The organism is Polaromonas glacialis (assembly GCF_000709345.1).
Lineage (GTDB): Bacteria > Pseudomonadota > Gammaproteobacteria > Burkholderiales > Burkholderiaceae_C > Polaromonas > Polaromonas glacialis.
Window position 1 is genome coordinate 2710057 of sequence record NZ_KL448323.1, and the last position, 12108, is coordinate 2722164.

Genomic DNA, 12108 nt, shown 5'->3' on the forward strand with positions numbered 1-12108 from the left:
AAGTCAGTCAAAGGGGTTTGCATGGATTCAGCCACGTGGCAGCAGGTGGGGCAAACCATCGCCGCTGAATTTTCGGACCTGCCTGACGCTGCGCAGGTCACGCGCATCCTGCTTCGCCTGACGCTGGCCGCCGTGCTGGGCGGATTGCTAGGCATAGAGCGCGAACAAAAGGGCAAGGCCGCCGGCGTGCGCACCCATATGCTGGTGGCCATGGGCGCGGCGCTGTTCGTGCTGCTGTCACAGCAGTCGGGCATGCAGCACGATGACGTCAGCCGGGTGGTCCAAGGCATCATTGCCGGCGTCGGCTTTCTGGGCGCGGGCACCATCCTCAAGGGCGACGACGAGGAAAAGGTCAAGGGCCTGACGACGGCCGCCGGCATCTGGCTGACTGCCGCCATCGGCGTGGCAGCCGGAATGGGGCGTGAATCGACAGCGGTGCTGAGCACGCTGCTGGCGCTGGCCATCTTCACCCTGATACCGCAAGTTGTCAGGCTGGTGGAAAAACCCGAAGCGCTGGTGATCGATGAGCGCCAGCCACCTGACAAGCACTGAGTCCGCCGGCAAGCAGCGCCCGCCTGCGCGCTGATCAGTCCTTCAGGCGCTGCGAAACGAATTCGCCTTCGTAGTCGCGCGCCAGCGACAGCTTTTCGTCCTCGCCCAGCACCTTGCCGGCCAGCTGGAAGACGCTGTGCTCCTCGTCTTCCAGGTGGTGGTATATCTTGTGGTGCAGCGCCCTGGCTGCAGCCAGCCAGGCCGGTGAACTGGGGTCGGCGGCTTCCAGCGCTTCGACCAGCTTGTCCATCTGGTGGTGCTCGGCAATGCCGTGGCGCGAAGGCTCCTGCGTCATGTCATGGGCAATCAGCGGCACGTAGAAAAACCGCTCCTCGGCCGCCGCGTGGGCGGCCAGTTCCAGTTTGAGCGCACTGAAGATCGACGCCCTTTCCTGCGTGTCTCCCTGCGTCAGGATCAGGTTGTCAGCCAGTGCGCGCTGGGTCACATGGCTGATGCGCAATGCTTCGAAAATGTTCATCGCTTCATTATGCGGACCGAGCTTGACGGCTGGCTGTAGGCCAAGGGCGAAAGATGGCCGGCGTTCCTGCGCGCCAGCTCCGGTTTTTCCTGGCAGGCCGGTCGTATCGGCTGGAAGTGCTGGCCGGCCTGCACGCCTGGCGGCGTAAAAGAAAAGGTTTTCATGGAAAACCCCGGCAAACGCGCTAAATTAGGCCTTATGAAAAAAGTTCTGATCTTCGGCGGCACCGGCTTTGTCGGTACCCAGGTTTGCGAAAAGCTCAACCAGTTGCAATGCCGCGTGACCGTGGCCACGCGCCGCAGCGCCAGCGCCCGGCACCTGCAATTGCTGCCGCTGGTGGACGTGGCGCCCATCGACCTGCATGACCCGGCGGCGCTGGCCGCGCTAGTGGCCGGGCACGACGCGGTGGTCAACCTGATCGCCATCCTGCACGGCTCGGAAGAGGCTTTTCAAAAGGCGCACGTTCAGTGGCCACTGACCCTGATCCGCGCCTGCAAGGCCGCCGGCGTGCGGCGGCTGGTACACATCAGTGCGCTGGGCGCTTCCACGGAGTCCGAATCGATGTACCAGCGCAGCAAGGCACGCGGCGAAGCCGCCCTGCTCGGCTCGGGGCTGGACGTGACGGTGCTGCGCCCCAGCGTCATCTTTGGCGCGGACGACAAGTTCCTCAACACCTTCGCCAGCCTGCAGCAAATTTTTCCGGTGATTCCGCTGGCCGGCAGCACCGCGCGCTTCCAGCCGGTGTGGGTCGGCGACGTGGCCAGCGCGGTGGTGCGCTGCCTGCAGGACAGCGACACGATTGGCCAGGTGTATGAAGCTTGCGGCCCCGATGTCTTCACGCTGCGCCAGCTGGTGCAGCTGGCCGGCCGCTACGCCGGCATTGGCCAGGGCCACGGCCGGCCCGTGATCGGACTGCCCAACGCGCTGGCGCGGGTGCAGGCCTTCTTCATGGAACTGGCGCCCGGCGACCCGGTGCTCAGCCGCGACAACCTCGACGCGATGAAGACCGACAACGTCGCCAGCGGCAAGCTGCCCGGCCTGCAGGCGCTGGGCATCACGCCGGCGTCGCTGGAGGCGATAGGCCCGACCTACCTCGGCGCGCGCGGGCTGCGCAGCGGGCTGATGGCCAAACGGAAAACCTCCGGACGATTCTGAACCCTTACCTTCACCGGGAAACCCATGCTCAAGCTCTACATCGGCAACAAAAATTATTCGTCCTGGTCGATGCGGCCGTGGGTGCTGCTTCAGCAGGCCGGCATTCCCTTTGAGGAAATCGTCGTCCGCTTCGATTCCTTCGACGAAGGCTCCGACTTCAGGAAACAGATCAGCACCGTGAGCCCTGTGGGCAAGGTGCCGGTGCTCGACGACGACGGTTTCAAGGTCTGGGACACGCTGGCCATTGCCGAATACCTGGCCGAGCGTTTCCCTGAAAAAAACCTCTGGCCGCAAGGCGTTCAGGCCAGAGCCCGGGCGCGCAGCGTCTGCGCCGAAATGCACAGCGGCTTTGCCGCGCTGCGCGGCGCCTGCCCGATGAACATCGAGGCCGACCTGCGGGACATCGGCCAGCTGCTCTGGCGCGACAAGCCCGCCGTGCGCGCCGACGTGGCGCGCCTGGTCGGCATGTGGCGCGAACTGCTCGCCGGACACGAGGGCGCCATGCTGTTCGGCGACTTCTGCATTGCCGACGCTTTTTTCGCGCCGGTTTGCATGCGGCTTAAAAGCTACGCCTTGCCGGTGCCCGAAGACATTGCCGCCTACATCGGACGCTTGTCCGCCCTGCCCGGCGTGAAGGCCTGGATCGACGGCGCGCTGGCGGAAAACGACTTCCGTGAATTCGAGGAACCCTACCGGCTCAAGCCCGACTGAAGCCGCCCGCCGCTAAACTGCCCGCCATAAACCTTTCTGAGCGCAATCTTCCCCTTCAGGGGGAGGTCAAGCGATCCCCTTGGGGTTCCACTTGTCAATGAGCCTGCGCAACCCGGCCAAACCGGCCTTATCTACTTTGGCCCATTGCGCTGCCGTCAACCGTATAGAGCGCTGCTCAAGTATTTCGTTAACAGGCTTTGGTGGCCTGCCCATAGGCTTCTTCGGTGTTTCCATAAGCCAATTATCAGTGATTCAAAAAGTCTTGCAATTTATGACTTAATGTGATTCAATAAGACATATGCAACTGACCTACAAATTTCGACTCCGCGATACCTGCGACAGCGAGCTGACGCGCCAGGCTCGTGCGGTCAATTTTGTCTGGAACTATTGCAATGAGACTCAGCAAAAAGCGGTAAACCGCAAACGCAAGTGGCTGACGTGGCACGACTTGCAAAAATTGACGGCAGGCAGCAGCAAGGAACTGGACATTCACGCGCACACGATTCAGCAGGTCTGTCAGGTCTATGACCGCAGCCGGACTGCGAAGAAAAAAGCATGGCTGCGCTGGCGCGTAAGCAACCCAAAGTCGCCTAAATGCTCGCTGGGCTGGGTGCCCTTCAATAAGGGGCACGTTGCCTTGCGCAATGGAGCATTTGTGTTTCGGGGCAAAGCGTACCGTGCATGGGTTTCCCGCGAACTCAAGGAAGGGCAGACTTTCGGCGCGGGTTCATTCAGCCAGGATTCTCGCGGGCATTGGTATATCAATCTTCCGGTGGAAGTCCCATCGCTGGCGTCCGCTGGCAGCGACCCCATCGGGATTGATCTTGGCCTCAAAGATTTGGCGACCATCAGCACGGGCGAGAAGATAGCGCATCCGCGCTGGTATCGAAAAATGGCGTCGCGCATTGCCGCGGCGCAACGGGCAAAGAAAAAGAATCAAGTGCGCCAGCTCCACGCCAAGGTCAAGGCGCAGCGAAATGACCATCTGCACAAGGTTTCAACCCGGCTAGTGCAATCGCACGGAGCCATCTTTGTTGGCAACGTCAACGCATCCGGTCTGGCAAAAACAAGCATGGCCAAGTCCGTGCTCGATGCTGGCTGGTCAGCGTTCAGGAATCAGCTTGAGTACAAAGCCATCAGGCATCGAGTTGTGTTCCGAGAAGTCAACGAAGCGTACTCAACCCAAACCTGTTCTCAGTGCGCAAGCATTGAGGGGCCGAAAGGTGTCGCGGGTCTTGGCATAAGGCAATGGTGGTGCTCATGCGGGGTCGAACACGACCGCGACACGAACGCTGCGAAAAATATTGCCCGGCGCGGACTTGCGTCGCTAGAAGTAGGAGCCTCAGCATGAACACCGGGAATCAGAATCCCCGGCCTTCAGGCCGGGGAGAAGTCAAAATCTACATGGTCGGCGGCGCGGTGCGCGACAAATTGCTCGGCCTGGAAGTCACGGACCACGACTGGGTGGTGGTGGGCGCCACGCCCGAAGCCTTGACGGCGCAGGGCTTCTTGCCGGTGGGCAAGGACTTTCCGGTGTTTTTGCACCCGCAAACCCGCGAGGAATACGCACTGGCGCGCACCGAGCGCAACAGCGCGCGCGGCTACCGGGGTTTCGAGGTCTATGCCGCGCCCGAGGTCACGCTGGAGCAAGACCTGGCGCGGCGCGACCTTACTATCAATTCAATAGCTGCTCCGGCACACCCGGAAAGCGCAAAAGGCCTGTTCGAGCCTGATTTCGGCGCTTTGGTCGATCCCTACGGCGGCCAGCGCGATTTAAAAGCCAAGGTGCTGCGCCATGTCACCGACGCCTTTCGCGAAGACCCGGTGCGCATCCTGCGGCTGGCGCGGTTTGCGGCGCGCTTTGCCGATTTTTCCATCGCGCCCGAAACGCTGGCGATGATGCGCGAGATGGTGGCCGGCGGCGAAGTCGATGGGCTGGTGCCCGAGCGTGTCTGGCAGGAACTGGCGCGCGGCCTGATGGAAGGCAAGCCCTCGCGCATGTTCGATGCGCTGCGGGCTTGCGGCGCGCTGCAGCACCTGCTGCCCGAAGTGGAGCGGCTGTGGGGCGTGCCGCAGCGCGCCCAATACCATCCCGAGGTCGATACCGGCATTCACCTGATGATGGTGCTCGACATGGCCGCGCAACTCGGTGCCCCGCTGCCGGTGCGCTTTGCCTGCCTGGGCCACGACCTGGGCAAGGGATTAACGCCGGCCGACGTGCTGCCGCGCCACATCGGCCACGAAGAGCGCAGTGCCCGGCTGCTCAAAGGCGTGTGCCAGCGCCTGCGCGTGCCCGTGGAGTGCCGCGAGATCGCCGACGTGGTGGCGCGCGAGCACGGCAACATCCACCGCAGCAGCGAATTCAGCCCGGCCGCCGTGGTGCGCCTGCTGGAGCGCTGCGATGCGTTTCGCAAGCCGCAGCGTTTTGCCGACATCCTGCTGGCCTGCGAATGCGATGCGCGCGGCCGGCTCGGGTTCGAGCAAACGCCCTACCCGCAGCGGCCCCGGCTGATGCAGGCGCTGGCCGCAAGCCAGGGCGTGGCAACGGACCAGGTGGCAGCCAAGGCCATGGAAGCCGGCCAGAGCGGCCCGCAAATCGGCGAATGGATTCACCGGGCGCGGGTGGAGGCCGTCAAGCAGGATGCGGCTGCGGCGCCACCCTGATTCCATTTCCAGATCAAACCGATATGTCGTTGCTTCGCCTTGCCGTGCCACAGCCTGTTCTCCGGCTTCGCGCCTAATCTCGGATTGATCTGGAAACGGAATGAAGCGTCAGGAAACGATGTAGGCCGCCGCCGCCGTCGAGAGCAGCATGCCGTCGGCGCCCAGGAATTCCATGCGCGTACTGGCCACGCGCGAACCCAGACGCATCACTTCGGCGCGCAACTCGAAGCGCTCGCCGATGCCGGGGCGCAGGTAGTCCACCCGCAGGTCAATCGTGCCGAGCTTGTAAAAGCGCTGCAGGCGCTGCGCCGGGGTTTCGTCCATGTGCCGCGCGCCGATGGCGGCCATCACGGCCAGCGCGCCGATGGCGTCCAGCCCGGCGCTGATGACGCCGCCATGGATGCGGTGGTGCGCCGCATGGCCGATCAGCTCGGGCCGCATGTCGATGCGCCCGATGACGCGATCGGCCTTGATCGAACTGATCTTCAGGCCGAGCAGCTGGTTAAAGACGATTTTTTCCTCGAAGATGGCCTTTAGCCCGGCTTCAAACTCTTCTTCGAACTCGGGCACGGGCGTTGGAGGGGTCAGGTGTTTGGTCATGGCCTGCATTGTCGGCGAGCCCATGCCGAAGCGTGATGGCCGAAAAGGTTAGCCGGCCGGGCAATTTTCCCGGGCACCAACAAAAACGGCACCCGAAGGTGCCGCCATGTGCTGCCGGGGCATTGAAGGCCCCGGGCTCTGGATGAGTGATTACTCGGCTTTTTCGGCTGCGGTGGACAGCGCGGCAATGTTGGACTCGACCATTTGCGCGGCCTGCTTGGCGCTTTTCTGGGCGGTTTCCACGGCATTGTTGCCGGCCGTCATGGCGGACTTGATGACGGCCACGGCGGCTTCGGAACCGGCCGGTGCATTCTTCAGCGAGGTTTCCAGCAGTTCCGTGACGTTTTTCTGTGATTCAGCGCTGGCCGATTCAAAAACCTTGGTGAAATCGGCGCTGCTGCCGGAGACGATGTCATACAGGTGGCGGCTGTACGAAGCTGCTTTTTCAGCCATTGGCTTGGCCAGGCTTGACTGCAGGGTCATCAGCTCTTGGGCATCCTTGACTTCGGTCAGGGCTTGCAGGTGGCTGAAGGACTCGCCGAGCAGAGCCTTGGAAGCGGCCATGTTCAACTCGATCAGCTTTTCAAAGCTGGCGAATGCCTTTTCCGACAAGCCGGCAAGGGCTTCGACATTGGATTTCTGGGTGGCGATCAGCTGGTCGTTGGTGAAGTTCATGGTAGCTCCCTTGGGTTGCGGTTGAAAAAATGTTGCAGTGCAGCAATTACACCATCACATGCATTTCAACGCAAGCGGACTTTATGTTCGCAGTTGTAAATAGTGGAAACCCTCGAAGTCAGTTCAATTACCTGATCTGCAGCGGCGCGAATGACTTCACCAGATCGTCAAGCGCCTTCATCTGCGCCAGGAAAGGCGCCAGCTGGTCCAGTGGCAAGGCACTCGGACCGTCGCACCTGGCATGGTCAGGATCAGGATGCGCCTCCAGAAACAGGCCCGCCAGGCCCACCGCCAGGCCGGCGCGAGCCAGGTCGGCCACCTGCTGGCGCCGCCCGCCGGACGCCGCACCGCCGGGGTCGCGCTGCTGCAATGCGTGCGTGACATCAAAAATGATCGGCAGGTCATTGCAGACCTTTTTCATCACGCCAAAGCCCAGCATGTCCACCACCAGGTTGTCGTAGCCGAAGCAGGTGCCACGGTCGCACAAAATCAGCCGGTCGTTGCCGGCTTCCCTGAACTTTTCGACAATATTGGCCACCTGCGCAGGGCTGAGGAACTGCGGCTTCTTGATGTTGATCACCCGGCCGGTGCTGGCGAGCGCCACCACCAGGTCGGTTTGACGCGCCAGAAAGGCGGGCAGTTGCAGCACATCGACCACCTCGGCCACCGGCGCGGCCTGCCAGGTCTCGTGTACATCGGTAATTAAAGGAACACCGAATTCCGCCTTCACCGCTTCAAAAATTCGCAAGCCTTCTTCGAGCCCGGGGCCACGATAGGAATGGATGGATGAGCGGTTCGCCTTGTCGAAGCTGGCCTTGAAAACATAAGGAATACCGAGCTTTTGGGTGACGCGGACATATTCTGCGCACGTGCGCAAAGCCAAGTCGCGCGATTCGAGGACGTTGATTCCGCCGAACAGTACGAAGCTGCCAGAGTTGCTGACGTTAATGTTGTTAGTGATTGTGATCAAGTAAATCTCCAGCCCGTTAAATTCTTAATGTAGTTCCCTGGAATTATTCAATATCAAGGGATGGCCTTTAAAACCCTGCTCCGCTGGCTGGCGTTGCAGCGTTAAGTTCCCTACAGCAGATTTTCACTTTTTCAAAAAAGCCAGAACTAAAGTCCACAAAATTTTTGCAATCATTCCATCAAAAGCTTCAAACTGCGCAGGGCAGTTAGTCCATATAGTTCCGCCACGGTTCAGTGCGGCCCGAACTGTCCGCAAAAACGCAAACGGCTAAAGGCGTGCAGCAACCCTGCAAACCTTCAACTTTCCAGGAGACATTCCATGATCTGGCAGCAGATATACGACCCTTTCGGCAACATGTACATATCCACCCTGCTGGCCGCCATCCCGGTGGTGGTGATGCTGGTGGCCCTCGGCTTTCTTCACATCAAGGCGCATATCGCAGCTGGCCTCGGACTGATCGCCGCCATCGTGGTGGCGGTGTTTGCCTATGGCATGCCGATGGACATGGCGGGCCGGGCGGCTGTCTATGGTGGCTTTACCGGTTTGCTGCCGATTGGCTGGATCGTGCTGAACATCATCTTTCTGCAGCAGCTGGCCGAACAAAATGGCAGCTTCAAGATCCTGCAGGATTCGCTCTCGGGCATCACGGCGGATCGCCGCCTGCAATTGCTGCTGATCGCGTTCTGCTTCGGCGCATTTTTTGAAGGCGCGGCCGGCTTCGGCACGCCCGTGGCGGTCACGGCCGGCATCCTGATCGGGCTGGGGTTTTCGCCGCTGGCCGCATCGGGCCTTTCCTTGATTGCCAACACCGCGCCGGTCGCCTTTGGCGCGCTGGGCACGCCGGTCATCACGCTGGCCAAGGTCCACGGCTACGACCTGATGGAAGTCACCGCCATGATCGGCCGCCAGCTGCCGTTTTTCTCGCTGCTGGTGCCGTTCTGGCTGATCTGGGCATTTGCCGGGCGCAAGGCGATGATGGAAATCTGGCCGGCCATTTTGGTGACCGGCCTGTCGTTTGCGATTCCGCAGTACCTGGTGTCCAACTTCATCGGCCCCGAGCTGGTGGACATCATTGCCGCGATCGTTTCCATGGTGTCGCTGGTGCTGTTTCTGCGCGTCTGGCAGCCCAAGACCATCTGGACCTCGCCGTCGATCAAGGGCCATGACATCAGCGCGCATGAAGCCAAGCCGCCGGGCCCCGTGGTGGTGCATGACCGCGCCGCGCTGATCCGCGCCTGGACGCCCTGGGTGATCCTGTCGGTGTTCGTCTTCATCTGGGGACTGCCGCCCGTCAAGGCCTGGCTCAACGGCATCTTCGCGCCGTCGTTTCCGATGACCGGACTGCACAACCTGATCGAGAAAGTGCCGCCCGTGGTGCCCGTGCCGCACAAGGAAACGGCCGTTTATGTGCTCAACCTGCTGTCGGCCACCGGCACCGGCATCTTGCTGTCGGCCATCATCAGCGCGCTGATCATGAAGTACAACCCGATTGAAATCGTCAAGGTCTTTTTCCGCACGTTCTGGCTGGTGCGCTATTCGCTGCTGACCATCGTGCTGATGCTGGGCCTGGGCACGCTGACCCGCTACTCGGGCACCGACACCACGCTGGGCCTGGCCTTTGCCAACAGCGGCGTGTTCTATCCCTTCTTCGGCACCCTGATGGGCTGGATCGGCGTGGCCATGACCGGTTCGGACACCGCCTCGAACGTGCTGTTTGGCGGCATGCAGAAGGTGGCGGCCGAGCAGCTCGGCCTGTCGCCCAACCTGATGGGCGCGGCCAACAGCTCGGGTGGCGTGATGGGCAAGATGATCGACGCGCAGTCCATCGTCGTCGCCTCGACCGCGACCAAGTGGTTCAACCACGAAGGCGACATTCTGCGCTATGTGTTCTTCCATTCGATCGTGCTGGCCTGCCTGGTCGGCGGCCTGGTGACGCTGCAGGCGTATGTGTGGCCGTTCACGCTGATGGTGGTGCACTGATCGCTGACAGGATCCAAGCGTTTGAGGGGTGCGCTGAGCACGGCACTTCTCAATAAAAAAGCCGCTGTCAGCAACTGACAGCGGCTTTTTTTTATTCGCCTCGCAGCGCCTGCCGCTATTAATAAAGTAGCTTTAGACGCCCGTCCAGCTTGCGCAAACAGCTGTTTTTGCTTGAAACCGGGCGTGAAACGGCTCAGAGTGCCGAAAAATCCGGCTTGCGCTTTTCCATGAATGCGGTGAACGCCTCGCGCGCGGCGGGCTCCTGCAGCATTCGGCCAAAACTCGCGCCCTCTTCGGCCATGCGCTCGGCGACCATGCCGGCATTGCCTTTTTTCATCAGCCGCTTGGTTTCCATCAGCGACGTGATCGGCTTGGCTGCCAGCTTGAGCGCCTGCCGCTGCGCCAGGGCGTTGGCCTCGGCGGGCGGCACGATGCGGTTGATCAGTCCCATGTCCAGCGCCGTCTCGGCCATGAAGGGCTCACCCAGCAGCAGCGCCTCGGCGGCGCGCGGATAGCCCATCAACTGCACCGCGAGAAAGCTCGACGCCGCTTCCGGGCACAGGCCCAGGTTGACGAAGGGCATGGAAAACGCGGCATTGTCACCGGCATACACCAGGTCGCAATGCAGCAGCATCGTGGTGCCGATGCCGACCGCCGGGCCGCACACGCTGGCGACGATGGGCTTGGGAAAGCTGCTGAGGCCGCGAAGGAAACGAAACACCGGCGCGTCCGAGGTGGCGGGCGGCTTGTTCAGGAAGTCGCCAATGTCGTTGCCGGCCGAAAAGATCGTTTCATGGCCCTGGATGACCACCGCGCGAACCGCCGCGTCATGGTTGGCCGAGTCCAGCGCATCGGCCAGCGCGTCGTACATGGCGGCGGTGATGGAGTTCTTGCGCGCCAGGCGGTTGAGCGTGATCGTCATCACGCCGGCATCGACATGGGTCAGGATTTCTGGAATGTTGGAAGTATTCATGCAATGTCCTGGAGTTAGGGGGTGAAAGTGTAAGCCGGACCGCTGGCACCTGCCTTTGGCAGCTATTAAATCAATAGCTACTCATGCATACCAGGAAAGCGCCAGCAGCCAAAATCATCAAAAAATCAGCCCGACCGGACTCAGACGCGCTCGAAAATGCCAGCAGCGCCCTGCCCCATGCCGACGCACATCGTCACCATGCCGTACTTGAGCTGGTGGCGGTGCAGCGCATGGATCACCGTGGCGGCGCGAATCGCGCCGGTCGCGCCCAGCGGATGGCCCAGCGCAATCGCGCCGCCCATCGGGTTGACCTTGGCCGGGTCCAGCCCCAGCGTGTGGATGACCGCCAGCGACTGCGCGGCAAAGGCTTCGTTCAGCTCGAACCAGTCGATGTCGTTTTGCGTCAAGCCGGCATAGCGCAGCGCGGCGGGAATGGCCTCGATCGGGCCGATGCCCATGATTTCGGGCGGCACGCCCTTGGCGGCGTAGCTCACGAAACGCGCCAGTGGCTTGAGGCCGAATTCCTTCACCGCTTTTTCGCTGGCCAGGATCAACGCGCCGGCGCCGTCCGAGGTTTGCGAGCTGTTGCCGGCGGTGACCGAGCCGCGCGCGGCAAACGGCGTCTTGAGCTTGGCCAGGCCTTCGAGCGTGGTGTCGGGCCGGGCGCCTTCGTCCAGGCTGACGGTGCGGCTCTTGGCGATGACTTCGCCGGTCTCCAGGTTGGCGCTGCGGTCGGTCACCTCGACCGGCGTGATCTCGGCGCTGAACTCGCCGGCCTGCTGGGCCTTCAGCGCCTTCATGTGCGACGCGTAGGCAAACTCGTCCTGCGCCTGGCGCGAGACTTTCCACTGCTGCGCGACCTTCTCGGCGGTCAGGCCCATGCCGTAAGCGATGCCGACGTTCTCGTCGTTGGCGAACATGGCGGGCGACAGCGACGGCGAGTTGCCCGACATCGGCACCATGCTCATGCTTTCGGTGCCGGCGGCAAACATCACATCGGCCTCGCCGACGCGGATGCGGTCGGCCGCCATCTGGATGGCCGACAGGCCCGAGGCGCAAAAGCGGTTCACGGTGATACCGCCCACGCTGGTCGGCAGGCCGGCGAGCACCGCACCGATGCGGGCGATGTTCAGCCCCTGCGGGCCTTCGGGAATCGCGCAGCCGCAGATGATGTCTTCAATCGCTTTCGGGTCGAGCGTAGGCACCTGGGCCAGCGCGGCCTTGAGGACGCTGACCAAGAGGTCGTCGGGCCGGGTATTGCGGAAAAACCCCCGATGCGAGCGCCCGATGGGCGTGCGCGTGGCGGCAACGATGTAGGCTTCCTGGACTTGTTTGGCCATGATTGAGATC

At 62.1% G+C, this 12108-nt stretch carries 12 protein-coding genes; 6 read left to right on the forward strand and 6 right to left on the reverse strand.

The window, feature by feature from the left end; genetic code table 11:
* Nucleotides 1-21: 21 nt before the first annotated feature.
* Entirely contained in the window at nucleotides 22-552 is a 531-nt protein-coding gene (locus EC86_RS0113315) for an MgtC/SapB family protein (protein WP_029526142.1), read from the forward strand.
* 34 nt (nucleotides 553-586) lie between these two features.
* On the opposite strand, the gene EC86_RS0113320 is transcribed toward EC86_RS0113315, so the two are convergent.
* Nucleotides 587-1030, reverse strand: a complete 444-nt coding sequence (locus EC86_RS0113320; RefSeq protein WP_029526143.1) for a hemerythrin domain-containing protein — start codon at nucleotides 1028-1030, stop codon at nucleotides 587-589.
* Nucleotides 1031-1228: 198 nt separating this feature from the next.
* Here EC86_RS0113320 and EC86_RS0113330 point away from each other — a divergent pair, with 198 nt between their 5' ends.
* The 4 genes from EC86_RS0113330 to EC86_RS0113350 all read left to right on the forward strand — a co-directional run bounded on the left by EC86_RS0113330 (nucleotide 1229) and on the right by EC86_RS0113350 (nucleotide 5560).
* Entirely contained in the window at nucleotides 1229-2185 is a 957-nt protein-coding gene (locus EC86_RS0113330; protein WP_029526145.1) for a complex I NDUFA9 subunit family protein, read from the forward strand.
* A 24-nt stretch (nucleotides 2186-2209) separates the two neighbouring features.
* Nucleotides 2210-2896, forward strand: coding sequence for a glutathione S-transferase family protein (locus EC86_RS0113335; protein ID WP_029526147.1), 687 nt, complete (start codon nucleotides 2210-2212; stop codon nucleotides 2894-2896).
* Nucleotides 2897-3194: 298 nt separating this feature from the next.
* Nucleotides 3195-4247, forward strand: a complete 1053-nt coding sequence (locus EC86_RS0113345; protein ID WP_029526149.1) for an RNA-guided endonuclease InsQ/TnpB family protein — start codon at nucleotides 3195-3197, stop codon at nucleotides 4245-4247.
* On the forward strand, nucleotides 4244-5560 hold the full coding sequence (locus EC86_RS0113350) for a multifunctional CCA addition/repair protein (protein WP_051675892.1): 1317 nt from the start codon (nucleotides 4244-4246) through the stop codon (nucleotides 5558-5560). Before EC86_RS0113345 ends, EC86_RS0113350 begins: the two co-directional genes overlap by 4 nt.
* Nucleotides 5561-5668: 108 nt before the next feature.
* On the opposite strand, the gene EC86_RS0113355 is transcribed toward EC86_RS0113350, so the two are convergent.
* The 3 genes from EC86_RS0113355 to kdsA form a co-directional block, all read right to left on the reverse strand.
* Nucleotides 5669-6160 (reverse strand): thioesterase family protein, encoded by a 492-nt coding sequence (locus tag EC86_RS0113355; protein ID WP_029526153.1) that lies wholly within the window; start codon nucleotides 6158-6160, stop codon nucleotides 5669-5671.
* 150 nt (nucleotides 6161-6310) lie between these two features.
* Nucleotides 6311-6835 (reverse strand): phasin family protein, encoded by a 525-nt coding sequence (locus EC86_RS0113360; protein ID WP_029526154.1) that lies wholly within the window; start codon nucleotides 6833-6835, stop codon nucleotides 6311-6313.
* Between the two features lie 127 nt (nucleotides 6836-6962).
* Nucleotides 6963-7811, reverse strand: a complete 849-nt coding sequence (gene kdsA / locus EC86_RS0113365) for a 3-deoxy-8-phosphooctulonate synthase (RefSeq protein WP_408633919.1) — start codon at nucleotides 7809-7811, stop codon at nucleotides 6963-6965.
* A 312-nt stretch (nucleotides 7812-8123) separates the two neighbouring features.
* Here kdsA and EC86_RS0113370 point away from each other — a divergent pair, with 312 nt between their 5' ends.
* A complete protein-coding gene (locus EC86_RS0113370; RefSeq protein ID WP_029526157.1) occupies nucleotides 8124-9785 on the forward strand; it encodes an L-lactate permease in 1662 nt (553 codons plus the stop codon).
* A gap of 193 nt (nucleotides 9786-9978) precedes the next feature.
* Here EC86_RS0113370 and EC86_RS0113375 read toward each other — a convergent pair whose 3' ends face one another.
* Together EC86_RS0113375 and EC86_RS0113380 are read right to left on the reverse strand one after the other, a co-directional pair.
* On the reverse strand, nucleotides 9979-10758 hold the full coding sequence (locus EC86_RS0113375; RefSeq protein ID WP_198026788.1) for an enoyl-CoA hydratase: 780 nt from the start codon (nucleotides 10756-10758) through the stop codon (nucleotides 9979-9981).
* Between the two features lie 140 nt (nucleotides 10759-10898).
* Nucleotides 10899-12098, reverse strand: a complete 1200-nt coding sequence (locus EC86_RS0113380) for an acetyl-CoA C-acyltransferase (protein ID WP_029526159.1) — start codon at nucleotides 12096-12098, stop codon at nucleotides 10899-10901.
* Between the last annotated feature and the right edge of the window lie 10 nt (nucleotides 12099-12108).

Bases quoted from the DNA above. Each gene is read 5' to 3' on its own strand.
- EC86_RS0113315 (WP_029526142.1), top strand. From the start codon at position 22: ATGGATTCAGCCACGTGGCAGCAGGTGGGGCAAACCATCGCCGCTGAA.
- EC86_RS0113320 (WP_029526143.1), bottom strand. From the start codon at position 1,030: ATGAACATTTTCGAAGCATTGCGCATCAGCCATGTGACCCAGCGCGCA.
- EC86_RS0113330 (WP_029526145.1), top strand. From the start codon at position 1,229: ATGAAAAAAGTTCTGATCTTCGGCGGCACCGGCTTTGTCGGTACCCAG.
- EC86_RS0113335 (WP_029526147.1), top strand. From the start codon at position 2,210: ATGCTCAAGCTCTACATCGGCAACAAAAATTATTCGTCCTGGTCGATG.
- EC86_RS0113345 (WP_029526149.1), top strand. From the start codon at position 3,195: ATGCAACTGACCTACAAATTTCGACTCCGCGATACCTGCGACAGCGAG.
- EC86_RS0113350 (WP_051675892.1), top strand. From the start codon at position 4,244: ATGAACACCGGGAATCAGAATCCCCGGCCTTCAGGCCGGGGAGAAGTC.
- EC86_RS0113355 (WP_029526153.1), bottom strand. From the start codon at position 6,160: ATGACCAAACACCTGACCCCTCCAACGCCCGTGCCCGAGTTCGAAGAA.
- EC86_RS0113360 (WP_029526154.1), bottom strand. From the start codon at position 6,835: ATGAACTTCACCAACGACCAGCTGATCGCCACCCAGAAATCCAATGTC.
- EC86_RS0113370 (WP_029526157.1), top strand. From the start codon at position 8,124: ATGATCTGGCAGCAGATATACGACCCTTTCGGCAACATGTACATATCC.
- EC86_RS0113375 (WP_198026788.1), bottom strand. From the start codon at position 10,758: ATGAATACTTCCAACATTCCAGAAATCCTGACCCATGTCGATGCCGGC.
- EC86_RS0113380 (WP_029526159.1), bottom strand. From the start codon at position 12,098: ATGGCCAAACAAGTCCAGGAAGCCTACATCGTTGCCGCCACGCGCACG.